Annotated in this window: 19 protein-coding genes and 2 pseudogenes; 11 read left to right on the plus strand and 10 right to left on the minus strand. The window is 71.5% G+C overall.

The window, feature by feature from the left end; genetic code table 11:
* Positions 1-294: 294 nt before the first annotated feature.
* Positions 295-855 (minus strand): DoxX family protein, encoded by a 561-nt coding sequence (locus ACZ592_RS24945; protein ID WP_471583836.1) that lies wholly within the window; start codon positions 853-855, stop codon positions 295-297.
* A 120-nt stretch (positions 856-975) separates the two neighbouring features.
* The gene (locus tag ACZ592_RS24950) at positions 976-1,404 is read right to left on the minus strand and encodes a hypothetical protein (RefSeq protein ID WP_471583837.1); all 429 of its coding nucleotides are present in this window, start codon (positions 1,402-1,404) and stop codon (positions 976-978) included.
* 197 nt (positions 1,405-1,601) lie between these two features.
* Here ACZ592_RS24950 and ACZ592_RS24955 point away from each other — a divergent pair, with 197 nt between their 5' ends.
* The gene (locus tag ACZ592_RS24955; protein WP_471583838.1) at positions 1,602-2,822 is read left to right on the plus strand and encodes a metallophosphoesterase; all 1,221 of its coding nucleotides are present in this window, start codon (positions 1,602-1,604) and stop codon (positions 2,820-2,822) included.
* Between the two features lie 174 nt (positions 2,823-2,996).
* Here the strand turns inward: ACZ592_RS24955 and ACZ592_RS24960 are convergent, their stop codons facing one another.
* Complete coding sequence (locus ACZ592_RS24960; RefSeq protein WP_471583839.1) at positions 2,997-3,599, minus strand: hypothetical protein; 603 nt, start codon at positions 3,597-3,599, stop codon at positions 2,997-2,999.
* A 335-nt stretch (positions 3,600-3,934) separates the two neighbouring features.
* On the opposite strand from ACZ592_RS24960, the gene ACZ592_RS24965 reads away from it, so the two are divergent.
* Positions 3,935-4,051: an LPFR motif small protein gene (locus ACZ592_RS24965; protein WP_471583987.1), complete on the plus strand. Its 117-nt coding sequence runs from the start codon at positions 3,935-3,937 to the stop codon at positions 4,049-4,051.
* Positions 4,052-4,240: 189 nt separating this feature from the next.
* Here the strand turns inward: ACZ592_RS24965 and ACZ592_RS24970 are convergent, their stop codons facing one another.
* Positions 4,241-4,867 carry an endonuclease gene (locus ACZ592_RS24970; protein ID WP_471583988.1) on the minus strand — a complete coding sequence of 209 codons (627 nt, stop codon included), beginning with the start codon at positions 4,865-4,867 and terminating at the stop codon, positions 4,241-4,243.
* A 116-nt stretch (positions 4,868-4,983) separates the two neighbouring features.
* Positions 4,984-5,235 (minus strand): annotated as a pseudogene (locus tag ACZ592_RS24975) (DNA polymerase ligase N-terminal domain-containing protein); the annotation flags it as partial.
* A gap of 345 nt (positions 5,236-5,580) precedes the next feature.
* Between ACZ592_RS24975 and ACZ592_RS24980 the strand changes: the two are divergent.
* Both ACZ592_RS24980 and ACZ592_RS24985 read left to right on the plus strand, forming a co-directional pair.
* Positions 5,581-6,948, plus strand: coding sequence for an FG-GAP and VCBS repeat-containing protein (locus tag ACZ592_RS24980; protein ID WP_471583840.1), 1,368 nt, complete (start codon positions 5,581-5,583; stop codon positions 6,946-6,948).
* A 180-nt stretch (positions 6,949-7,128) separates the two neighbouring features.
* A complete protein-coding gene (locus ACZ592_RS24985) occupies positions 7,129-7,506 on the plus strand; it encodes an FKBP-type peptidyl-prolyl cis-trans isomerase (protein WP_471583841.1) in 378 nt (125 codons plus the stop codon).
* Between the two features lie 154 nt (positions 7,507-7,660).
* Here ACZ592_RS24985 and ACZ592_RS24990 read toward each other — a convergent pair whose 3' ends face one another.
* Positions 7,661-8,557, minus strand: coding sequence for a LysR family transcriptional regulator (locus ACZ592_RS24990; RefSeq protein WP_471583842.1), 897 nt, complete (start codon positions 8,555-8,557; stop codon positions 7,661-7,663).
* Between the two features lie 213 nt (positions 8,558-8,770).
* On the opposite strand from ACZ592_RS24990, the gene ACZ592_RS24995 reads away from it, so the two are divergent.
* From ACZ592_RS24995 to ACZ592_RS25015, 5 genes are all read left to right on the plus strand, one after another.
* A complete protein-coding gene (locus tag ACZ592_RS24995; protein ID WP_471583843.1) occupies positions 8,771-10,069 on the plus strand; it encodes an erythromycin esterase family protein in 1,299 nt (432 codons plus the stop codon).
* A gap of 206 nt (positions 10,070-10,275) precedes the next feature.
* Positions 10,276-11,049, plus strand: a complete 774-nt coding sequence (locus tag ACZ592_RS25000; protein ID WP_471583844.1) for a class I SAM-dependent methyltransferase — start codon at positions 10,276-10,278, stop codon at positions 11,047-11,049.
* Between the two features lie 37 nt (positions 11,050-11,086).
* On the plus strand, positions 11,087-11,428 hold the full coding sequence (locus ACZ592_RS25005; protein WP_471583845.1) for a hypothetical protein: 342 nt from the start codon (positions 11,087-11,089) through the stop codon (positions 11,426-11,428).
* 129 nt (positions 11,429-11,557) lie between these two features.
* Positions 11,558-12,157: a TetR/AcrR family transcriptional regulator gene (locus ACZ592_RS25010; protein ID WP_471583846.1), complete on the plus strand. Its 600-nt coding sequence runs from the start codon at positions 11,558-11,560 to the stop codon at positions 12,155-12,157.
* Between the two features lie 344 nt (positions 12,158-12,501).
* Positions 12,502-13,365, plus strand: coding sequence for a TIGR03620 family F420-dependent LLM class oxidoreductase (locus ACZ592_RS25015; protein WP_471583847.1), 864 nt, complete (start codon positions 12,502-12,504; stop codon positions 13,363-13,365).
* Positions 13,366-13,587: 222 nt separating this feature from the next.
* On the opposite strand, the pseudogene ACZ592_RS25020 reads toward ACZ592_RS25015, so the two are convergent.
* The 4 genes and pseudogenes from ACZ592_RS25020 to ACZ592_RS25035 form a co-directional block, all read right to left on the minus strand.
* Positions 13,588-13,786, minus strand: a pseudogene (locus tag ACZ592_RS25020) (carbohydrate ABC transporter permease); the annotation flags it as partial.
* 146 nt (positions 13,787-13,932) lie between these two features.
* Entirely contained in the window at positions 13,933-14,814 is an 882-nt protein-coding gene (locus tag ACZ592_RS25025; protein ID WP_471583848.1) for a slipin family protein, read from the minus strand.
* A gap of 61 nt (positions 14,815-14,875) precedes the next feature.
* Positions 14,876-15,148, minus strand: a complete 273-nt coding sequence (locus ACZ592_RS25030; protein ID WP_471583849.1) for a hypothetical protein — start codon at positions 15,146-15,148, stop codon at positions 14,876-14,878.
* Positions 15,149-15,153: 5 nt separating this feature from the next.
* Positions 15,154-15,732 (minus strand): DUF5994 family protein, encoded by a 579-nt coding sequence (locus tag ACZ592_RS25035; protein WP_471583850.1) that lies wholly within the window; start codon positions 15,730-15,732, stop codon positions 15,154-15,156.
* Positions 15,733-16,201: 469 nt separating this feature from the next.
* Here ACZ592_RS25035 and ACZ592_RS25040 point away from each other — a divergent pair, with 469 nt between their 5' ends.
* Entirely contained in the window at positions 16,202-23,803 is a 7,602-nt protein-coding gene (locus ACZ592_RS25040) for a SpvB/TcaC N-terminal domain-containing protein (protein WP_471583851.1), read from the plus strand.
* 76 nt (positions 23,804-23,879) lie between these two features.
* On the plus strand, positions 23,880-24,707 hold the full coding sequence (locus ACZ592_RS25045; RefSeq protein ID WP_471583852.1) for a hypothetical protein: 828 nt from the start codon (positions 23,880-23,882) through the stop codon (positions 24,705-24,707).
* Positions 24,708-24,719 lie beyond the last annotated feature (12 nt).

The raw sequence follows: 24,719 nt of genomic DNA on the forward strand, positions 1-24,719 counted from the left end.
CTGAGGACACTGTGACGGAAGAGATGCGACGAGTGGCCATATCTGACCGGTGAATTCGTGGCGCAATTCTTTCCCTCTTACGAGGAAACAGGGCACTCGATCCAGTGCGGATCCGGCGCTGCGCCACCTACGGGCAGGAAGCGGAGGTTGGCCAATTCCACGGTCCACATGGCCGACAAAGTGACCGGAATTCGCTGGGGCGGGGTGCCGGAACTCCGAAGCCCTTCCGCATGCCCGGTGGGGTCCGGGGTCTCCCGGCGCCGGGAGACCCCGGACCCCTTGGTCGTCGGGGCGTCAGGCGCGGAGGGTCACCAGGACGATGCCGGCCATTGCGGCGCCCAGCGCCACGGCGGCCACACCGTAGGAGAGCCGGTGTGCGCGCAGTACGGGCAGGAGCCGGTCGACCGCGAACCGTCCGGGTCCGGCCAGGGCCAGGCTCGCGGCGGCGACGAGGAGCAGCAGTTCGAACTCGATGCCGGTGGGGCTGAAGAATCCGCCGCCCCACTTGACCGCGACGACGTTGAGCATGACGCCCACGACTCCCGCCCCGGCGAGCGGGGTGAGCAGGCCGACGACGAGGCCGAGGCCGCACAGGGTCTCGGTGAGCCCGGCGATCACGGCCATGGTGTGCGCGGCCTCGTAGCCGCTGCTCGCGAAGAATCCCGCGGCGCCGTCGAGGCCGCCGCCGTCGAACCAGCCGAAGAGCTTCTGGGTTCCGTGGGCGGCCATGGTCAGGCCGACCGCCCAGCGCAGCAGCAGGAGCCCGAGGTCACTGCCGGACCAGGACGGGGCGGAAAGAGAGCCGACGCCGTGCGCGGACGTGGCTCGGGTGCTTGTGCCGGTGAAAACGGACATGGGTGTCTCTCCTGTGTGTGGGGTGAAGGCCGCGCGTGAGGCTGCCCCTCTCGAAGGCGCGGCGAAGTGGCGCCGACCGGCGCTGTCGGGCCATGTCGGCTTGCGGGTGGAGAGACCCGTCTACGTTCTGATGATCTGGATTCTGTACAGGTCGACCGACGCGACGTCCTCGTGCGGTGTCCCGGCGAGGGCCGGGGCGGCGTGCACAGGGCCCGGCGGCGTGGACGTCGACTTGGGGATGGGCGACCCCGGCTGGTCGGGACAGGGCACCACCGCACCGCGCGGATCCGCCGGCTGCCCCTCGTGGCAGCCCTGCTCGTCGGCGACGGGAGAGTCGGCCCGGGGCGCGACGGAGACGGCACTCGCGCCGTGCGCGGACGGGGGTCCGACGGAGGCGGGGTCGTCCGCGCCACTGATGCCGAACAGCGGAACGAGGAAGAGGAAGACGAGGGCGAGCACCGCCGCGCGGGCGGTGCCGCTCCAGGGCCGCACCGGCCGCGTCGTCATGCCCCGGCCGACACGGGGACGGCACGGGCCGCTCTGGCTCATACCGGGAACCCTAACGGCCTTGAACTTTCAAGTAAAGCTCCAGGCAGCTTCCACGCCTTCCCGAGCTCCCTCTTCGGTACGGAGCGCCACCGCTTCCCACGGCACGCGTCCCGCCCGATCAATGACCGGCAAGACGGCCCCCGGGACGACCGGATACATTGCGGCATCGACAGTCCGGCCACTTGAGAAGGGGAAGCGTGACCGACACCAGCGAAGCCCGATCCGCCGACAGTGCGGCGCATGCGACCCAGCAGAGCCGGCTGCGTCGCCTGATGCGCTACCTCCCTTTGATCGCGCCCGTCCTGCTGTGGACCGTGCCCTGCTGGGTCCTGCTGCACGCGGGCCAGCACTGGCCGCTCCCCGTGGCGGTGGGCGGCACCGTCCTGTTCGCCCTCGGCCTGGTCGCGATGCCGCTCGCGATGATGCGCGGCCACGGCCGACGCCAGCAGGACTGGGCGGCGATCATCGGCGACACCCTTCTGGGGTCCAGCTGGGTGCTGTTCACCTGGTCCGTCCTGCTCGGTGTCCTGCTGCGCCTCGCCTTGACCGTGGCCGGCGTGGGCGACGGACAGAGCCGCGCCCGGATCGTCACCTGGGCGGTGGTGGGCGTGGCCGCCGCGCTGCTCGCCTGGGGGTACGCCGAGGCCCGCCGGGTACCACGGGTACGCCGGCTCGACGTGGAACTCCCGCGTCTGGGAGCCGGATTGGACGGTACCCGCGTCGCCCTCATCACCGACACCCACTACGGCCCGCTCGACCGCGCCCGTTGGTCGGCCCGGGTCTGCGAGAAGGTCAACGACCTGGAGGCCGACCTGGTCTGCCACACCGGCGACATCGCCGACGGCACGGCCGAACGCCGCCGCGCCCAGGCCACTCCGCTCGGCACCGTGCGAGCCACCCGGGCCCGGGTCTACGTCACCGGCAACCACGAGTACTACAGCGAGGCCCAGGGCTGGGTCGACCTGATGGACGAGCTGGGCTGGGAGCCGCTGCGCAACCGTCACCTGCTGCTCGAACGCGGCGGAGACACCCTCGTGGTCGCCGGTGTGGACGACGTGACCGCGGAGTCCTCCGGCCTGGCCGGGCACCGCGCCCACCTCGCCGGTGCGCTGGACGGCGCCGACCCCGGCCTGCCCGTCCTGCTCCTGGCCCACCAGCCCAAGTTCATCGACCGGGCCGTGGCGGGCGGCGTCGACCTCCAGCTCTCCGGCCACACGCACGGCGGGCAGATCTGGCCCTTCCACCACCTCGTCCGCATCGACCAGCCCGCCCTGGCCGGCCTCAGCCGCCACGGCACCCGCACTCTCCTCTACACCAGCCGCGGCACCGGTTTCTGGGGCCCGCCGTTCCGTGTCTTCGCCCCCAGCGAGATCACCCTGCTCGTACTCCGCTCCCCGCGCGGGCCCGCGACGCCGTAGAACGTCAGGCCCTGTGCTGGCATCCGGTGCCCACGTGCGAGGCTGCGCGCCACTTGGCCGCGGGGTGGCCGCGGGTTAGCCGCGGGTTGGCCGCAGGAGACCGAAACGCAGCCGGATGCCGGGGCCTCCCGTGGACGACGCCGGCGAGTTCGGGGCCGATCCCCGAGGCGCCTGTCAGGCTCCGACCCACGCGACCGTGGTCAGCGCCCCCGTGGTTGCTCCTGCCACGGTCTGCAACACGGTGTGATACCGCAGAGCCACTCGGGACCAGCACACTGCCACGGTGATGGCGTACCCGAGCAGCCACCAGGGGCTGTGCACGACCGCGAGCAGCGCGACGACGGCGGACGCGACCGCCGAGTCGACGGAGATCTTCCAGGCGGTGTTGATGCCCAGCAGGACGACGGTCATCACCCACAGCGCCACCATGGCTCGGATGACGTCCGTCGGCGCATGCCCCAGTGTCATCAGGAGCGCGCCGGTCCCGATGGACGCCAGAATGACGAGAAAGATGGGCGCGCGCTTCGTTCGGTCCACCACATGGCGGTCGCCCCAAGTCCCCCGTTTCCGTTCGAACTCGATATAGGCGGCGGGCACCAGTCCCGCGCAGAGCGCACCGAGCAGTCCCCACGCAAGACCGTCAAGACCACCCGCGACGGCTCCGATCCCGAGCATGCCGGCCACGAGGACGTTGCGAGGCTGCAGGACATCCGTGACGACGCGGGCAACGCTGGTAGCAGGGTTCCTGGGGCCGATTCCGGCAAGGGTCGAATTCATTCTCGTCCTTCGTTCATCGAGGCCAGCCAACCACACACGGCCTCAACGACCGGTCAATTCCGCAGGCGGGCGGGCACCTCGGCCGAGACGAACAGAAGGTTGGGCAGGCGTACATAACTGTCGAACGCCGCAGGCGCGGACCGGTCCGTTGCCGCCACGACAGGGTCGAGCCCAGGCTCGGCGACCTCGCGCAGGCGGCAACCGAGGGAGGCGAGTTCGTTGAGGTACGTCGAGAGCGGTCGGTGGAAATCGGATGCGGCGGACCCGACGATCTCGTACTCCTCCAAGTACCGCTGTACGCGATACTCGCCCTGCTCCTGCCAGGTGCTCAGGAGTTGGCCGATGTGCTGCGTGCCGTCGCCGGCGCCATCGCGACCGTCGTCACCCTGCCCTTCCGCGCGCTCGCCCGCCTCTTCGGCGGGGCCTCCGACACCGCGCACGGCCGCCACTGACCGCACGGTCCGCCCCGGCGCGGCCTCACCGGTCGCGCACCCCGCGGAGTCTGCGACGGGCGGGCGCGAGTGCCCGCCCCTTGCTCGCCGAGCCGGCCCGCGGATCGCTGCGCGCGTGCTCCACGGCGCCCCTCTCTGCGCATGGCCGTGGTGAGCCGGTCGGGGTGAGCCTCGGCCAGGCAGTCCTCCTCAGCCGACCCCGGCCAGACAGTCTTCCGCCACCCGGCGGTCCAGAGCCGCACGCACCAACGCCGCCGCCAGTGCGGAGCGCGGGGTGTCGCCCGCGAGGCGGGTGAGCACGCGGGCGTCCTCGGGCAGGCCCAGGCGTTCGGCCCCCTGCGTGGTCTTCGCGTCGAGGAACGGCGCGTACTCGGGCCAGACGTCCTGGACCTCGCGCAGGAAGATGTCCGCGCCCGTGGGGCCGAGCCCCGGTGTCCGGCGAAGGAGGCGACGCAGTTCCCGCACGTCGCCGTCCGCCCGCTCACGGTACCTGCGCAGGTCGCCGCCGCAGTCGTCGAGCAACAGCCGTGCTCCGTCGCCGAGTTGGGTCGCGGTACGTTCGTCGTAACGGCGATAGCCGCCCTCGCCCAGGGCGTCGACGCGCTGCTGCCATGTCGCGTCGGCCATGCGGCGGGGGGTGCGCAGCCCCGCGTCGTACAGCGCCCGCGTCGTCGCCACCGCGACGGAGGCCCGGATCCGGGCGCTGAGCAGACTGGCGAGCACGAGGGTGCGGTACAGCGGCTGCGGTGTGTCCTTCAGCGTGATGCCCGCTTCGGCGGCGTAGGTCTGCCCGTAGCCGTCGAGAAGCGCCCGCATCACCTTCTTCTGGTCCGCCTTCTTCTGACCCGGCCTCTTCTGAGCCGCCTGAGCCGCCTTCGTCCGGGACGTCTTCTTGTCGGTGTCGTTCATGACCGCGTGTGCTCCTGACGACGTCAGTGGGGTCCTCGTACGTGCTGTCCGCCGTCCGGATTCCAGGTCGGTGCGTCCGGCACCTGCGCGACCTGGCGCAGGATACGGCCACTGCGTGCCGAGCGGGCGCGCCTCGGATCGGGGGTGCCGCCGCCCTTGGTGGAGCCGGTCCGCACGAGCAGCCACGTCGGCTTCGCGGAGGAACCGCCGCGCTTCTCCTCACGGCTGTGAAACCGCGTGAGCACGTACTCCCCCCGCAGCTTGTCGCCATGCAACAGGTCACCACAGGCCACACGCGCCTCGGTCTCACCATGCTCATCATGGCGCGCGCTGTTCTGCACGGCATCACAGAGTCACCCGAGGCCCGTGGTCGACGACGGGGCGGTCCAGCGGCCACAAGCGGAACCAACACCCACGAACGCCGTAACCGCACGCCCCGTACAACCCTTCGGCCCCACCACCGGTCTCCTGCATCGCCGACCCCCGTGCGCCGCCCGGCCGCGCACTCCGCGTGCGCCTCCCGGCCACGCACCCCCATCGGCGTCCGGATCACCGACTGACCCCGCCCCTGCGGATCTCCACCCCTCCGCCTCTCGACGCACAAGGAACCCCACACACCCATGCGCATCCTCACGACGGCCACGCTCACCAGCCTCCTGGCAGCGGGCCTCACTCCCCTCACCCTGCCCACCGCGGCGGCGAGCGCCGCGCCCGCGAAGCACGGCGACGACTTCAACGGTGACGGCTACCGCGACTACGCTTACTCGAGCTTCAGCGCCAGAGGGGGCGGCGGCGTCACCGTGGTCTTCGGGACCGCCACCGGGCCCGGCTCCAGACAGCAGCGCATCACCCAGGCGAGCTCCGGTGTGCCCGGCGCCGACGAGGCCGACGACATGTTCGGCGAGGTACGGGCCGCCGCGGACTTCGACGGTGACGGATACGGCGACCTCGCGGTTGCCGCCACCGGCGAGAACGGCTCCCACGGCGCCGGCCAGGGCGCCGTGACGATCCTGTGGGGTTCCGCCTCCGGGCTGTCCACGGGCACGACGCTTCCGAACAAGAACCCCGGTGCCCACAACTCCATGGGCACGGACCTGGCGACCGGCGATTTCAACGGGGACGGCAAACAGGACTTGGCCGTCATCAACGAATCCATGACCTACGTCTACCGCGGCCCGCTCAAGCGCTCCGGCACCACCGGCACCGTGACCAAGCTCGACAAGACGACGTCCTTCTACGCCTCGGCCCTGATCTCCGGCAAGGTCGACGGCGACAAGAAGACCGACCTCGCGATCATCGGCGACGTGGTCAGCCTTGAGAAGGTCGCGTCCGACGCCTGGTTCATCAAGGGCGGCGCGAGCTCGCTCACCCCGGGCAAGAGCCTGCGCCTGGAGTCCGAGTCCGGCAACGGCGGCAGCACCGAGCGCGGCGGCGACGGTGTCATCGCCGACCTCGACAAGGACGGTTACGGCGACATCGCCATCGGCACTTCCCTCTACTCCAGGCACAAGGGCCGCGTCAGCGTCTGGTACGGCGCCTCCGGCGGCCCCTCCCGAAGTGCCCGCCTCACCCAGTCGACGAGTGGCGTCGCCGGTTCCCCGGAGAACTACGACGAGTTCGGCTCATCCGTCTCGGCGGGTGACGTCAACGGCGACGGTTACGCGGATCTCGCGGTCGGTGTACGGGGCGAGGAGATCGACGGCCACGACTACGCGGGCGGCGTGCACGTCTTCAAGGGGCGGGCGAGTGGTCTGTCCGGTAGCGGTTCACAGTGGTTCGCCCGCAACACCCCCGGCGTGCCGGGCCCGTTGACGGCCGACGACCAGTTCGGTGGCCTGGTACGGCTGCGGGACACGAACGGTGACGGAACGGCCGACCTGCATGTGAGCGCCGTCGGCTCGGTGCGGCTGCCCGGCTCCCCCAGCGGCATCACCACGACGGGCGCGGCGGAATACGACGCGGCGCCCATCGACGGCTTCCTGGACTAGCTTCCTTAGACCCGTACGACGACATCTGCACATCAGACATCCGCACGACGGCAGCCGTGCGGATGTCTGATGTGCTTCAGTCGGTCGGCATTCTCAGTAGTGTGCTGATCCACCGCATGGAGTGACCATGCACCCAGCTGGCCTGCCCGTGGGATTCAGGCTGAGAGTGATGAGGCTGCGATGAGCGAACCGACGAAGCCCGAGGTCGAACTTCAGGTGGGTGATGCTCCCCAAGAGCTGACGATCCGGGACCTCGTCGTCGGAGACGGGCCCGAGGCGAAGCCGGGCAGGGTGGTCCGGGTGCACTACGTCGGGGTCACCTTCGAGTCCGGAAAGGAGTTCGACGCCTCCTGGGACCGGGGCCAACCGTTCAAGTTCGCCGTGGGTGGAGGCAGGGCCATCAAGGGCTTGGACCGGGGGCTCAGGGGGATGAACGTCGGCGGCCGGCGCGAGATCATCGTTCCCCCGCGGCTCGGTTACGGCAACCAGTCCCCCTCGACGTTGATCCCGGCGAATTCCACGCTCGTCTTCGTGGTGGACCTGCTCTCCGTCGTCTGAGGAAGGCCTGCTTCCCCCGGCCTCTCCGGCGGAGCGCACTCCGGGCAGCTCCTACTGCGAGGGCGTGCTCCGGGCTGCGGAACCGCCGGCATGCCGGCAGTCGTCACAGCCCTTCGCCGCTGCCCGCGTGGAGCGCACCGGACCACGGGGTGGGTCAGGTGCCTGCGGTGCGTGCGCCGAGTTCGCGTGCCGTCGCCAGCAGTGCCGCGACGGGCGGAGCGGGTGCGGTACGGGGCAGTGCGATGGCCCAGTCGGTGAGCGGGGCGTCGGCGATCGGGACGAAGGTGACGCCGGGATAGGCGTAGTAGCGGGGCACGTGCGCGTTGAGCGGGCACACCGCTCGCCCGCTCGCGACCACGGCCAGGACCTCGTGGAAGGTCTCCGCCCGGGGCCCGCGGGGAATCGTGTGCCCGCCGGGGGTCCGCTCCGGGCACATCGCCGCGAACCACTGCTTGGGTGTGCGGGTACCGGGGTCGAGGACGGTGCGGCCTGCCAGGTCCTCCAAGGACACATGGGCGCGCTTGGCGAGGTCGGATGCCGAGTCGACGGCCAGTACCCGCTCCTCCCGGTAGACCACAGGACCGGCGCGCAGGTCGGCCTCCGGCACGGGCAGCCACATGAGTTGGGCGTCCACCTCGCGGGCCCGGACGGCCGCGAGCGGGTCGCTGAAGTGGAACTCGACGAACTCCACGTCACAGCGCGGATGCCGGGACCGGTACGCCCGCACGAGCCAGTCGATCTCGGAGGCCAGCGCTCCCATCACGCCGAGTCTGACCACCCCTGAACCGCAGCCGGCAGTCTCCTTCGCATCGGCGAGGGCCTGGCGGATCGCCTCGTACCCCGGGAGCAGATCGCCACGCAGCTGCTTGCCGAGCACCGTGAGGGCGACGGCGCGGGTGCTGCGGTCGAACAGGGCGCCGCCCAGGCGCCGTTCCTGCTGTGCGATCGACTGGCTCACCCGAGCCTGGGGCAGGCGCAGCCGCTGGGCGGTCCGGCCGAAGTGCAGTTCCTCGGCGAGCGTCAAGAAGATCTCGATGTCCCGCAGTTCCATGGTGCCGCTCCGCCGCGTCCTGCCGTCGATCACTCCGGCTGATGGCTGTAGCGCGCGATTTGGCGTTGATCAGTTCATCGCTCTCGTGCAGAGTCGACCCCTGTCGCCCTCTGCGACCTTCGCCGCCCTTCGTCACCTTCCCGTCCCCTCGTCACCTCCCCGTCCCCGTACCCGCCTCCGGTGGTCAGCCGGAGAGAACCGAGGCCACCACCCATGACCACCTCATCCCTTCACAGCCCCTTCGCCGAATGGCTTCGAGCCCGCGCCGTCCCGCTCACCCACCTCGATCCGGACGCGCCGCTCGATGACCTGGAGCCGCTGCGTGCCCTCGTCGGCGACGCGCGCGTCGTCGCGATCGGCGAGAACTCCCATTTCATCAAGGAGTTCGCACACATGCGCCGGCGCATCCTGCGCTACCTCGTGGAGCGCTGCGGCTTCACCGTCCTGGCCTTCGAGTACGGCCTCAGTGAAGGCTTCCCCCTCGACGCGTGGGCCCAGGGGGAAGGCACGGAGGACGACGTTTCCGGCTACCTCGCCTCGTCGATACCCGTGGGAGTCGAGGAGCCGTTGCGCTGGATGCGCAGGCACAACCGCACCGCCTCGTCCCCGGTGCGCTTCTCCGGCATCGACATCCCGGCGGCCGGTGGATCCCTCCTTCCCGCCCTGACCCCGGTCGCCGACTACCTCCGTCGCGTCGACCCCGAAACCCTGCCCGCGATCGAGGCCGCGACGCGGACAGCGGATTCGTTCGCCGGTGGCTCCGCCGCCGACGCCGCACCGCGCTGGGCGCGGCTGGCGACCGCGGAACAGGACGCCCTCAGCGCCACCCTGGCGCGCCTGCTCACCCGCTTCCGCGCCCTGCGGCCGCTGTACGTATCCCGCGGCGGCCGACAGGACTACGACATCACCCTGCGCCGCCTTGAAGCCGCCTGCCACGGCGACTACACGTTCCGTGCCATGGCCGCCCTCTTCGCCGGAAACGGGCTCACGGCCGACACCTCTGCCCGCGACCTCTACATGGCAGAGTCGCTCCTGTGGCACCTGGAGCGCTCCGGACCTCACTCCCGCATCGTGCTGATGGCGCACAACGCGCACATCCAGACCGCACCGGTCGCCTTCGACGGCCACCTCACGGGCCTCCCGATGGGCCAGCACCTGCGCGACGCGCTCGGCGACGACTACTTCGCCCTCGGCCTGACGAGCACCTCCGGACATACCGCGGACATGCGCCGCGACGAGGGGGCCCGCTTCGGCTTCACCGTGGACCCCACCCCGCTCGAACCGCCCGAGCCGGGCAGCATCGAAGCGGCCTTCGCCGACGCCGGCATCGAACTCGCCGTTGCCCCGCTGCGCCAGGCACGCACGGACACCAGTGGCCCTGAGGGCCGCGTCCGGGCGCCGGATCGCACCCGGCTGCAAGGCGCCTACCTGCACGTCCCCGTGGTCGAGGCATTCGACGCGATCCTCAGCACCGCGACGTCCACGGTCGCCGACGTCCAGGGATCCGCGTAGGCCCCGCCCGGCAGCGGCGGCGCCGGGCGGCGGGCGCCACCGGAAGCCCCGAAAGCACCAACGCACATGCATCACTTCTTGGCTAATAGACCAAGCATGTGCGACCCCACTATGAGAAGCGTCATCGCAGATGCAATATGGGAGGCGTTGTTCGGGATGCGGAGATCACCGCCCCGGCCCAGGTCCGGCCCACGAGGCGAGGTCCCATGGTCACGCGCACCTACGACGGCACCGTCGACGACATCGACCACGGCGGCACCGGCCGCCGGCACGGCTCCCGCCGCCCCGACCCGCGGATCGCCCGCCGCGTCGCCGAAGCGCTCGGCGGCGCGCGCACCGTCCTGAACGTCGGCGCGGGCACGGGCGCGTACGAGACCGCGGCGCACACGATCACCGCGGTCGAGCCGTCCCTGGCCCAGCGTGCCCAGCGACCGGCCGCGCTGGCCACCGCCATCGACGCGGTCGCCGAGGACCTGCCCTTCGCCGACGGTGAGTTCGACGCCTCGATGGCCCTCTTCACCGTCCACCAGTGGTCCGACGCCGACGCCGGACTGCGCGAGATGCGACGCGTCACCCGGGGCCCCGTCGCCGTCCTCACCTGCGACCCCACGCTTGTCCGCGACTTCTGGCTCTACGACTACGCGCCCGACGTCCTGGACACCGAGGCCCGCCGCCACCCACGCCTGGACCGGCTGACCGAGGCGCTCGGCGGCACGGTCACCGTCGAGCCCGTCCCCATCCCGCTGGACTGCACCGACGGATTCAACGAGGCGTATTACGGCCGCCCCGAGATGCTCCTGGACCCGGCCGCCCGTCAGGCCTGCTCGGTCTGGAGCTTCATCGACGATCAGGCCCGCCAGGAGTTCGACGTCTCGCTGCGCCGCGCCCTCGGCTGCGGCGCCTGGGACGAAGCCTTCGGCCATCTCCGCCACCGGCCGGCCTACGACGGCTCGCTCGTCCTGCTCCGCGCCACCGCCTGACCGACAAACGCTCATATCGCAGAAGGGGGCACCCCCGGTGGACCCGCTCGCACGCCGCAAGATGATCGCCCAGGTCCAGGTCGAACGGCAGCGGCTGCTGCCCGAGCACGAGGAAGCCACCCGGACCACCATCGAGATGCTGCGAGCCGGCACGAGCAGCGGCGACGATCCGCGGCTGGTCCCCTACCTGAACCTCGCATACCTGCTGGGTACCAGGACCACCGACGGCGACGACAGACTGATGGCGCTGGCCCTCTCGGTGGCCAACTGGGCGACCACCGCCATCAACGACCTCGCCCACCACACCGGCAGGACCCCCCAACAAGTCCTCGACCAGTACGAGACCGACGTCATCGCCGCCCACGAGGACCTCACCTGATGTCGCTGGGCCGGTCCGCGAGAGCCGGCGGAACCCGCGCCGGCCGTCCCGCGGCGGATCACTCGTCCTCGCGGGCACTCCCCCATGACCACCGCAACAGCAGATCCCCAGACAGGAGGCAGCGAACGTATGCCCGATGCCCGTCCAGGCAGCGGACAGACGGCACCGCTGCGCCCACGGCCGAGACGCTCTGACGCCGAAGGCAGCCGCGCCCGCATCATCGAGATCGCGAGCACGGCCTTCGCCGGCTCCCCCGACACGACCCTCCAGTCGATCGCGAAAGCGGCCGGCGTGGGCCAGGGGACCATGTACCGGCACTTCCCCAGCCGCGAGGCGTTGCTCCTGGCCGTGTACGCGTCGGACGTCGAAGCACTCGTCGAAGCCGCCCCACGCCTGCTCGACACGCACGAACCCGTGGAAGCGCTACGCCTCTGGTTCCGGCAGCTCGCCACTTACGGCAGCAGCGAACACGGGGCGTCCCAGGCCATGGAGGCCGCCACCCGCGCCGATCCGGGGAGTCACTGCTACCCGCCGATCGCCACGGCTCTGGACCTGCTGCTCACCGCCTGCAAAAGCGTCCGGCAGCTGCGCCCCGGCGCCAACGCCGACGAGGTCCTCCTGCTCATGTCGTTCCTGTGGCGGGCCGGCAACGGTCCCGACCGGCAGGAACGCACCGAGCGCATGCTCAGCATCGTCATCGACGGACTGCTCGCCTCGCCGTGTGCCTGACGGCAACCGCCCCGGCCGTCAAGGTGCGCGTGGCCGCCTCCGTGGACGGTCCGTAGGAGCGGCTTCCGTCCGTGACCGAGATCCCACGGGTGGGTCATCGCGCCAACGACGTACAGGCCGAGCAGCGGGCGCCGTGAACTCCGCATTGCCGCCGCCCCGCAGGTGCGCGGCACCGCCCGTAACCGATCGCTGAAACCCCCCTGCCCCAGCGTGAGTTCCAGCCTCACCTGAGGGGCCCAGCGGGGGTGTCCGCGAGCTGGTTCCGGACAGAGCGGGAGAGGCGACGGTGGTGGCGATCGCCGCTCGGGTAGGAAGGGCCTTACCCGATATCAGGAGGACGATCAGTGGAACTGGGGACCTTCGGCATCTGGAGTCTGGCGTTCACCCACGGCGCCCCTGGTGAGGTCACCAACGCCGCGGCGGAGGCTGAGGAACTCGGGTACGGGACGTTGTGGCTCGGCGGTGATCCCGGCGGCAATCCGCAGGGCGACCTGGTCACCGCGGCCCGGGTGCTGGGCGCGACGCGTCGTGTCACCGTAGCCACCGCCTGCGTCTCCATCTGGGAACGGCCCGCTGACCAACTGGCCGGTGCCTACCATGCACTGCCAGGGGGCGACCGGGAGCGGCTTGTGGTCGGGTTGGGCGTCAGCCACGGCGAAATAGTCGACGCATACCGACGGCCTTGCACCGCGATGGCCTGCTACCTGGACGGACTGGACTCCGCGGCGCCTCCGCTGACCGACTCGGCACGGCTGGTGGGGGCGCACGGGCCCCGGATGACCCGGCTGGCGGCCGACCGGACCCTCGGTGTCCACCCGTACCTGGTGGACACCGACCACGTGGCCCGTACCAGGGAACTGCTGGGGCAAGGGCCGTTGCTCGCCCTCGGGCAGACGGTCATCCCGCACACCGATCCTGCGATCGCACGCGCGCGAGCGCGTCGTGTTCTCGCCTCGTACATGCCCCTGCGCAACTACCGGTCCGCGTGGCTGCGGTCCGGATTCACCGAGGAGGACTTGGCCGGCGGAGGCAGCGACCGCCTGGTCGACGCCCTCTTCCTCTGGGGGAATCGCGAGGCCGTAGCGGCAGGGCTCGCCGAACGGCTCAAGGCCGGCGCCGACCACATCGCCATCCAGATGGCCGTCCCCTCGCGCGGCACGCTCGCTCGCAGCGGTTGGCGCGACCTCGCGAGCGTGCTCCACACCTGATGGCCGCACGGCGAAGCCCCGGGGCGAGGGCGAGCACTCCGGCCGGGGAACGGCAGCCTGGGCGCGGCCGGACTCGTCAGCCGGGGACCGCAGTGCTCACCAATCGTGCACGGTTCCGTCCGTCCTGGAGCCGGTTGACCGGCAGGTAGGCCGCTTCGTAGGGGTGGGCGGCCGCGAGGTCCTCGTCCGGTTCCACGCCGATGCCGGGTTCCTCGCCCGGGTGGTGCGGTGCGTCCCGAAGCGGCCCACGGCCCACGCGGCGGGCACGGCGATGACGGCGATGACGGCGGAGAGCACCGTGGACACCACTCCCACCAAGAGGGAGTTGCCCATGGAGCGCACGATCTGCCCGGCCTCGACGATGCTGCGGAAGTTGTCCAGGGTGGGCTTGAACCACAGGCGGCACGCTCGGGTCGGTGACGTCGTCCGGAGGCGAGTCGGGCCGCGGTCGGTCCGGTCCGCCGTCCCTGGCGCATCCGTCGGCACCGCCGCCTTCGTCCACGGCACCTGTACGCGCACCCGCACCTGCGCCGCGGCGCAGGTGCGGGCAGGGCCGATGGGGCGGGGTCAGACCTGTTGCGGGGCCGGGCCGGGCCTGTGGTTCGGTCCGGGATCGTGGCCCGGCGCGGTGAGGTCGGCCGGGTCCGGTGGCGTGGGCGGGGCCGGCACCGTCGTGGCGGCTGCGGATTCCCTGCCGAGGAAGGCGCCCAGTTCGCCGATGGTGCTCATCAGCGGCGCGGGGAAGACGACCGTGGTGTTCTTGTCGACGCCGATCTCCACGAGGCTTTGCAGGTTGCGGAGCTGGAGTGCCAGAGGGTGCGCCATCATGGTGTCCGAGGCGTCTCCGAGTGCCGCGGCGGCGAGCGATTCGCCTTCCGCGTTGATGATTTTCGCCCTCTTCTCCCGTTCCGCCTCGGCCTGGCGAGCCATCGCACGCTTCATGCTGTCGGGCAGCTGGATGTCCTTGAGCTCGACCAGGGTGACCTCCACGCCCCACTCGGCGGTGGCGACGTCGAGGATCGCGCGGATGTCGAGGTTGATGCGGTCGGTCTCCGACAGCGTCTCGTCCAGCGTGTGGCGGCCGACGACCTTGCGCAGGGTGGTCTGGGCGATCTGGTTGGTCGCGGCGTGGACGTTCTCGATGGCGACGACCGACTTCACCGCGTCCACGACACGGAAGTACGCGACGGCCGACACGTCGACGCTGACATTGTCGCGGGTGATGATGCCCTGCGACTGGATCGGCATCGTGACGATGCGCAGCGACACCCGGTGCAGCACGTCGACGAACGGAACGATGGCGCGCAGCCCGGGAGTTCGCGTCCCCGCCAGGCGCCCGAGCCTGAACAGGACCCCCTTCTCGTACTGCTTGACGATCTTGAGGGCCATCGCGAGCCCGAGGAGGGCGAGCAGACCCACGACGACGACGAGGATGATCAGGAGCTGCATGACCGCCTCCTTTCGACGGGCCGTGCGGTCAGCCGCACGCGCCGGTGGGAAGTGTCTCGGGTCAGCGCGGTCCGCGGGCCCGGCTGATGCGGCGCCGTGGGCGCAGGCGCCCACGGCCCCCGTCCCGGTGATCGCGACGCTCGGGAGCGAAGGGCGGACGGGGCAGGGCCGGGAGCGCTCGGGTGGTGCCGCGAGCACCGTGGCCGGTGGGCCCGGAGCCGCTGTAGGGGTGCGGTGCGATCCGGTCGGCGCGCCGGGCGTCGAGCCGCTTGATCACGTACGCGGCCCCGATGATCAGGAGCAGCAGGCCGCCGACGGTCAGGGTGCTGTCCATGACGATCACGCCCCTGCTCCCGGACGGCCGGCCAGGATCACGGCGGCCGCGTGGGTCGAGGACGCGCCCCCCTCGTACTCCCACGCCTCCTCTGGGTCCTGCACCCGGCCGACGGACGAGTCGCCGTGGTGGGCTTCCTCCGCGGCCATCAGCGCGCTCGCGGTCAGCGGCGTCCCCGCAGGGTCGCTCGCGGCGGCCATCAGCCGGGCGGCCGCGGCAGGGCGGGTCCCGGGCGGGATCACCAGCAGGTCCCAGCGTCCGACGCTGTAGGAGAGCAGCAGGACCTTGTGCGGGTCGAGCTCCGTGGTGAACCAGCCGACCTTCACCACGTGCCCGTGGACAGGCACCTTGCGCGGGATCACGGGCCAGTGAGTGGGATTGACGGCGATGCGGGTGATGCGCCCCCAGTGCGGGTCCAGCACGTCGGTCAGATCGGGCAGTTCACGCAGCAGATCACGGGAGCGGGGCCACCAGGCGCCGTCGAGCAGGCCACGGGGCGCGCCCGGGGCTTTCAGCGAGAGGCGGACGGCCGGTGCGGCGGTGTCCGCGGGCGGCGATGGGAGAAGGCTGATGGGCGCGGACATGGCGCGAACCCGTCTCCGGACAGCTGCCCGAGGGCGGATGGCCGGTGTATTTGCTCACCGAGAACGACTAGGGCGCGATGGCCGGCGTGCGACATGCTCTCGATGTCTCCAGGGTACTCCCCGGCCAGGCGCAACGGACCGTGCGAAGCAGCCGAGTTCACACGCCTCCGCTCCTGGGGCGTATGTCACCACTCGCCCCTGGCGTCACATGCTCGCAAGGACGGAGGCATCGCGAGTTTTTGGTGGGCGTCCGGCCTTGCGCCCGCCCACCGGCAGATCGATGCGCCGACAACCCGCAGAAACCTCCCCAAAGTTGCGCGAGTGGCCAACAGCGGCCGGGAAATGCCACAAACGCCCAGAAGAGGGCCAGAGCTTGCCAGTATCGTTCCAGCGCTTGCCGGACAAGACCGGACACGTCGTAATTGGTACATCGCATCCACGATGCGGGACGTGCCTAGGGGGCGAGTGCATGGAGTCTCTCGACCAGTCCTCCGAGGGCGGGAACGGCGCGCGCGGCGCGTCCGAAGTGCCGGGGGCCGCCGTGCCCGGGCCGCGCTCGACGGGATCCGGCTCGGAATCCGATGACAGCACGACACCCTTCAAGGCCCCGGTCATCACCCTGCCGAAGAGTGGCGGTGCGGTGCGGGGCATGGGAGAGAAGTTCTCGGTCAATCCCACGACGGGTTCCGCGACACTGACCGTTCCGCTGCCGCTGAGCCCCGGGCGTTCGGGGTTCACCCCGTCACTGCGCCTCGCCTACGACACCGGGGGCGGCAACGGTCCCTTCGGAATGGGCTGGGGCCTCGGACTCCCGGCTGTCGTGCGCAAGACCGACAAGGGCGTGCCGACGTACGACGACGACGCCGAGTCGGACGTGTTCGTGCTGTCGGACGCCGAGGATCTGGTCCCTCAGCTCTCTCCCGACGGCCACCCTCTGCGCCGATCGCGGACGGTCGCCGGTGTGACGTACGAGGTCACCCGTTACCGGCCGCGGATCGAGGGGCTGTACGCGCGCGTCGAACGCTGGACCGCACGGCCCACCGGTGAGACCCACTGGCGCACCATCAGCTCCACCAACGTGACCACCCTCTACGGCAAGGACGCGAACGCGCGGATCGCCGACCCGGACGATCCCGTCGGGCGCGTCTTCTCCTGGCTGGTCTGCGAGTCCTACGACGACAAGGGCAACGCCGTCGCCTACCGGTACGCGGAGGAGGACGGCACCGGTGTCGACCTCGCGGCGCCGCACGAACTCCACCGCACCCCGAAAGACCGCCGCGCCAACCGCCATCTGAAATCGGTGCGTTACGGCAACCGCGGCAGCCGCCTGGAGCCGTCGCCGCGCCCCTCGGCCGACGGCGCCGACTGGCTGTTCGAGCTGATCCTCGACTACGGGGAACACCACCCCACCCGCCCACGGCCCGACGACTCCGGCGCCTGGCTGTGCCGTGACGACCCGTTCTCCACCTACCGCCCGGGCTTCGAGGTCCGCACCTACCGGCTGTGCCAACGCCTCCTGATGTTCCATCACTTCCCGGACGAGCCGGGAGTCGGCCGGGACTGCCTCGTCCGCTCCCTACGGCTGTCCTATCGCGGCAGCCGAGGCGACCCGGGTCGCCGACAGCGCGGCGAACCGACCGGTGCGTTCCTGGCCGAGATCACCCGCAGTGGCCACCGCGCCGCACCCGAGGGGCCGGTGACCCGCAGCCTGCCTCCCCTGGAACTCACCTACAGCACGCCGACGCCCGACCACCGGATCCATGAGCTGGACCGGGCGAGTCTGGAACACCTCCCGGCCGGCGTCGACGGCACCCTCCACCAGTGGGCGGACCTGGACGGCGAGGCGGTCTCCGGAGTCATCACCACCCAGGCCGGAGCCCTCCTGTACAAACCCAACGAAGGCAACGGCAGGCTCGGCCCGCAACGAGCGCCCACCGCCCAGCCGACCCTGCCGCTGGGCGGCGGCCGCGGCCGGCTCCTCGACCTGGCCGGCGACGGACGACTCGACCTCGTCGACCTCGGCGGCCCCGCCCCGGGGTTCTACGAACGCGACGACGACGGCGGCTGGAGCACACACCGGCCCTTCGCCTCCCTGCCCGTACTCGACTGGAACGACCCGAACCTGCGCTTCGCCGACGTGGACGGCGACGGTCTCGCCGACATCCTGGTCACCGAGGGCGACGACATCATCTGGTACCCCTCGCTCGGCGAAGCCGGATTCGGCCCCGCCGTCCGCGTACCGGTCGAACCCGACGAAGACGCAGGCCCCCGGCTCCTGTTCGCGGACGGCACCCGGTCCGTCCATCTCGCCGACCTCACCGGCGACGGACTGCTGGACCTGGTGCGGGTCCGGGACGGCGAGATCTGTTACTGGCCCAGCCTGGGACGGGGCCGCTTCGGCGCCAGGATCGTCATGGACAACGCGCCCCGCCTGGACCACCCCGACCGCTATGACGAGCGCCGCGTTCATTTCGCAGACGTGGACGGCACGGGGCCCGCCGACCTCGTCCACCTCGGCTCCGAGGGCGTGGACATCTACACCAACCAGCTGGGCAACGCCTGGTCGGATCCGGTACGGCTGCCGGCCTTCCCCCAGGTGAACGACCTCACCCCCGTCTCCGTCGTGGACCTCCTCGGCGCCGGCACCGCTTGCCTCGTGTGGTCCTCGCAGCTGCCCTCCGACGCGGGCCGCCACGTGCGCTACGTCGACCTGACGGGCCCCAAACCCCACCTGCTGGTGCGCCTGGCCAACAACCTCGGCGCCGAAACCGCCCTCACCTACGCCTCCTCCACGCACTTCTATCTGCGGGACAAGACCGAGGGGCGGCCCTGGGTGACCCGGTTGCCGTTCCCCGTCCACGTGGTGGAGAGGAGCGAGACGTTCGACCGGATCAACCGCACCCGCTTCGTCACCCGCTACCGCTATCGCGACGGCCACTTCGACGGCGTGGAGCGGGAGTTCCGCGGTTTCGCCACGGTCGAGCAGGAGGACACCGAGCACATCGACGCCCTCGGCCGCGACAGCGCGTTCCCGGCCGGGGACAACGAATCGCCCGCACACCATCTGCCGCCCGTGCGCACGCGCAGCTGGTTCCACACCGGGGCCCACCTCGACCGTGACCGGCTCTCCCGGCGGCTGGCCGAGCAGTACTACCCGCCGTCAGGGACCGCCGTGCCCGACGCCCTCACCTGGCTCCTCGACGACACCCCGCTGCCCGGCCACCTCGCGCCCGACGCCGAGCGCCAGGCGTGCCGCGCGCTGCGGGGCCAACTGCTGCGCCAGGAGGTGTACGCGCTCGACGGCACGCCGGACGAGCCGCATCCGTACACCGTGACCGAGCGGAACTACACCGTGCGGATGCTCCAGGCACCCGCCGGACAGCACTGCGGCGTGTTCGTCGTCGATCCCCGCGAGAGCGTCACCGCCGTATGCGAACGCCGTCCCGGGGACGCGCGCGTCGCCCACGAGGCGGTCCTCGACGTGGACCCCGACAGCGGCACGGTCCTGCACTCCGTCACCCTCGCCTACGGGCGCGGCACACCCGACCGCACACTGCCCGCGCGCACCCGTGAGGTGCAGAGCACCACGCTGGTCACCGAGACCCGGGTGCGTATCACCGGCCCCGTCGACACCACGTCGGCGGACGGCGCCGACGCGCACCGGGTGCCGGTCCCCTACGACACCCGCACCCTGCAGCTCAGCGGGCGGGACACGGCCTCCGGGGTCGACCTGGACCGGTGCCGGCCCCTCGTACCGCTCGACGCCCTACGGCGTGCGCTGCGCGGCCCGGCGCCCCTTGGGCTCACCCGCGCCCTCGTGGCACGCCACCGCGTCCGCTTCCTCGCCGACGACCTGTCGGGCCCGCTGCCCTGGGGCGAACAACAGCCGCTGGGCCTCACCCACGAAACGCAGCGACTCGCTCTCCCGGACGTGCTGGTCGCCGATGTGTACGGCTCGCGCGTGGACAGCGCCCTGCTCACCGCCACCGGCCATGTCCACGACGAGGACGGCGGCTGGTGGGCGCCGTCCGGCACCGCACGGTACGCGCCCGAGGGCACCGCCGACCTCCTCGGCTTCGCCCGCCGCCACTTCTTCGTCCCCCGCCGCTTCATCGACCCGTTCGCCGCCACCGACCCGGCAGGGGCCTACGGCACCGAGGTCGAGTACGACGCGTACGACCTGCTCACCGTGCGCACCACCGACGCCGTGGGCAACACGGTCACCGCGGACCGCACAGGCCTCGACTACCGGGTGCTCGCCCCGACCGTGCTGACCGACCCCAACGGCAACCGCACCGCCGTGCTCTTCGACGCGCTCGGCATGGTCGTCGCCAGCGCCGTACGAGGCAAGCCGGAGGATGACACCGGGGACGACGTCGAGGGCATCGACCCCGATCCACCGCCCGACGTCCTCACCGCGTTCTGGAACGCCCCGGACGAACACGCCGACGCCTTTCTCGGCCGTGCCACCAACCGTCTGGTGTACGACCTCGAGGCCTATCTGCGCAGCCACGGCGACGAACGGCCGAGGCCTCCGGCGAGCGCCACGCTCACGCGCGTACGCCACGTGCGGGACGGTGCCGACGAGGCCCCGCAGGTCACCCTCGGGTACAGCGACGGCAGCGGCCGGGAGATCCAGCGCAAGATCCTGGCCGAACCCGGCCCGGACGGTGATGCTCCCCGCTGGGTGGGCAGCGGCTGGACCGTCCTCAACAACAAGGGCAGGCCGGTCCGCCAGTACGAACCCTTCTTCACCCCGCGCCACGCCTTCGAGTTCGCCGTCGAACAGGGCGTCAGCCCCGTCCTCTGCTACGACCCGCCGGGCCGCCTCACGGCCACGCTGCACCCCAACCACACCTATGAGAAGACGGTCATCGGCCCCTGGCAGCAGCACACCTGGGACGTCAACGACACCGCGGCCCTGCCCGGCCCCGACGGACGCCCCGCCGGCAATCCCGCCGACGACCCCGATACCGCGCGCTACGCCGCCGCCCTGCCAGAGACCGACTACGTGCCCACCTGGTACCGGCAGCGGATCGAAGGACAGCTGGGCCCGCACGAGCGCAGCGCCGCCGAACGCACCGCACCGCACACCGCCACCCCCTTGCTGACCTGCCTCGACCCGCTCGGCCGGCTCGTGCTGACCGTCGCCCACAACCGCACCCCGCTGCCCGGCGCGGCTCCCGTCGACAGTGCCCACCGCACCTACGCCGACCTGGACATCACCGGCAGTCCGCTGGCCCTCGCCGACTGCGCGGACGGGACGCCGGGCCCCGCCGACGGCTCCGCCGACCGCACCGTGGGCCGCTACCGCTACGACCTCCTCGGGAACCGCCTGCACGAGCGGAGCATGGAGGCGGGCGAGCACCGTCGCCTGTTCGACGTCGACAGCACCCCGGTCGTGGCCTGGGAATCCCTCGACGACTCGGACGGCGCGGGCGCCGAACGCATCCTCTCCACCCGCTTCGACCGGTTGCGCCGCCCTGTCGACGCCCTGCTGACCGAGGGCGGCACGACCGTGACCGTGCAGCGCACCCACTACGGCGAGGACGCTCCGGACGCCGCGATCTCCAACCTGCGCGGCCAGGTGCGACGCATCGACGACGGCGCGGGCACGGTCACCCACCGCTACGACGTGCAGGGCAACCTCGCCGAGGCGAGCCGCACCCTCGTGGCCGACCACCGGGTGACCCCCGACTGGTCCGCACCGCCCGCCATGGCGCCGGAGACCTGGACCACCAGGACCGTGTTCGACGCCCTCGGCCGCCCGCGCGCATGCCGGCATCCCGAGGACAGCGTCGTCACCTACGCGTACAACCGCAGGGGGCTGCTCAACGCGATCACTGCGGTCCTCGCACCGGACGGGACGCCGACGGAGTTCGTCACGTCCGTCGCGTACGACGCCAAAGGCCGACGCACCCGCGTCGCACGCGCGGGCGGCGCCACGACCACCTACACCTACGACCCCCACACCTTCCGGCTCGCCACCCTGCGCACCGCGCGCGACGGCGGACGGGCCGACGTGCAGCACCTGGTGCACGTCCACGATCCCGCGGGCAACGTCACGCACATCGACGACACCGCCCAGCCCGCGGTGTTCCACCTCAACACCCACGTCGAGGCGAGCACCGACTACGTCTACGACGCGCTGTACCGCCTGGTCGAGGCAGCCGGACGTGAACACCTCGCCGAGCGCGGCCCCGACGCGCCCTCCGGGGTCCCCGGCGCGCATCCCGCCGACCGCGGCGCGCTGGGCCGCTACCGCGAGAGGTACGGCTACGACACCGCGGGCAACCTCACCGCACTCGACCACCGGGGAACCGATCCCCGCCATCCGGGTTGGCGGCGTACCTTCACGCACGAGGAACACAGCCGACTCGAACCGCCGGGCTCCGGCCTCCCCAGCAACCGGCTCACCCGCAGCACGGTCGGCAACGGCCGTGCGCGGGACGAGAGTTACCACCACGACGCCCTCGGGCAGATGGACCTCCTGCCACCGTTGCAGCTGATGCGCTGGGACCACGTCGGCCAGCTGCGCGCCACCGCCACCCAGCGCACGAGCGCCGGCCTGGTGCCCGAAACCACCTTCTACGGCTACGACTCGGCCCGGCAGCGGGTGCGCCGGGTGCGCGACGGCCAGGCGTCCGCGGGCACCACCGGCCGTCCCCTCGAAGAGCGGATCCACCTCGGCGACAGCGAGATCCACCGGACCTACGACGCCGACGGCGAACGCACCCTGGAACGCACCACGCTGCACGTGCGGGACGGCGCGCAGCGTATCGCCCTGGTCGAGACGCGCGTCGACGCCGGCGCGGCAGGCGACCCCGACGCCCGCACGGTGCGCCACCAGCACGCCGGCCACATCGGCTCGGTCACCGTGGAGCTCGACGGGACGGGCGAGGTCCTCTCCTACGAGGAGTACCACCCCTACGGCACCACCGCCGTCGCCTTCTGGCGCGGCGGCACCCCGGCCAAGCGCTACCGCTTCACCGGCAAGGAGCGCGACGCCACCGGTCTCTACTACTACGGGGACCGCTACTACGCGCCCTGGCTGTGCCGCTGGATCAGCACCGACCCGCAGGGCGTGTCCGCGGGCCTGAACCTCTACGTCTTCGTGCAGGGCAACCCGGTGTCCTTCAAGGATCCCGACGGCCGGGAGGTCGAGGCGTACAACATCTCGCCCGGGCGTCCCGGCAGCCAGCCGTGGGCCTGGTTCCTCGGGGTCTCCGCGCACCGGCTGATCGCGTACCACTACGTCGGGGCGCACATGAACGAGCGGTCGGGCATCTACACCAACTACCACACGGTCGCGGCCATCCTGACGGCAGGACGCATCGGCGACCCCAGCCGTCTCAGCGCCGCCCAGCAGGCCCTCAAGCCCGACATCACCAATGTCTCCTCGCGAGAGGTCTTCGAGATCAAACCCTGGAACCAGGAGGGCCTGGAGGCCGGGCGCCGCCAGGTCGCCGGGTACATCGCCGCACTGAACAAGGGCATGGGTCTGTCGCCGGGCGCCAAAGGCGTCCAGAAGGACCAGAAGGGTCCGGGCCGCTACCCCTTCCTGACCGGACAGGGCGTCCAGGGCCAGCTCGCCGTCCAGTTCCACGGCGGGCGCATGGTCTGGCGGCTGACCTGGAAGACCACCGAGGACGGGATCGTCCAGTACAAGTGGCAGAAGACGAACAAGACGGACCGCGACGAGATCAAAGAGGCCGGCGAGGGCCAGTGGGTCGACATCACCGAACAGGACGCGGCGGCACACGCCGAGGAGGTGGCGCAGCAGATCGACGCGGATCTCGGGAGGAACGAGATGCTGTTCAAGGCGATGGACGCCACCAACGCGGTGCAGAGCATCGTCGCCGAGGTCGCCATGGCGGTGATGATGGCGAACATCCTCTCCGCGCAGCCCGGCACCGGTGCCGTCCGCGCGCCGGTGCAGACGCCGGCGCCCGCGCCCGGCGTGCCACGGCCCACCCTGCCACCACCCCGTCCGCCGGCCCTCCCGCCCAACGTGCCCCCGCCCTGGCAGCGTCCACCGGTGCAGCCGCCGACCATCCAGCCCCGGCAGTGAGGGCACGCCGGTCGAGGCTTCCGCCCGCCCCGCTTCGGCCCGCTCGTCCCACCCGGCCCCAGACCACGAGGAATCGATGACCACCACACCGTCCCCGCAGCAGGAGCTGTGGTTTCCCGCGTTCACCGAGGGCTCCGCCGAGACCGCGCACCGCCGGGCGCGCGAGGTGGCCGCCGCCCTCGCCGGGCAGTACGCCGCGCGCGGCTCCTTCACCGTGCCGGGACTGCTCGCCCGCGGAGACCTGGTGCCCGTGGCCGCCGGGTCGGTGGTGTTCGTCGACGAGACGGCCGACCTGGACGCGGCACGCCCCGGCCTGCGCCTGCACGCCGTACCCGTACTGCTGTCGAGCGTGCAGGAAGCCCTCGGCTGGCGCGATTCCGATCAGGTCGAGGAAGCCTTCGAAGACGCCGTCCGGGACACCTGCTGGGGCGCCCTGGCTCTCACCACCTCGTCCCGCGCCGTGGCCACCGTGCCCGTGCTGCGGGCCCGCCTGGCCACGGTGCTGCGCTGCTGGTCGGCGCTGGCCGAGCTCCGCTACGTCGACTTCCGGCCCGACCCCGTACCGCTGGCCACTCTGCTCGACGAGCGCTGCACGGGACTCACCGCCATGTGGGTGCCGACCGCGACCGGCGATCCCCGAAAGGACCTGCCCGCCGCGCTCGACGCACTGGAGAGCGCCGACGATATGACCCGCGAGGCACGGTCCGTCGAGCGCCTGAAGGCACTCGTCGCCGGGAACGCCCGCATCCGCCACCCCGAGGCCGTGAGCGACCCGGACCTCCTTCGGGAGGAGCTCGACGCGCTCGAACCGAGGGACCGGGAAGCGATCGCGGCGGGCTTCGCCCAGCCCGCGCTGACCCTGCTGTACGGCGCCGACCGCCACCACGCATCGCACCACCGCTGACCGCCGCGCCCA

Source organism: Streptomyces sp. NPDC040622 (assembly GCF_055593965.1).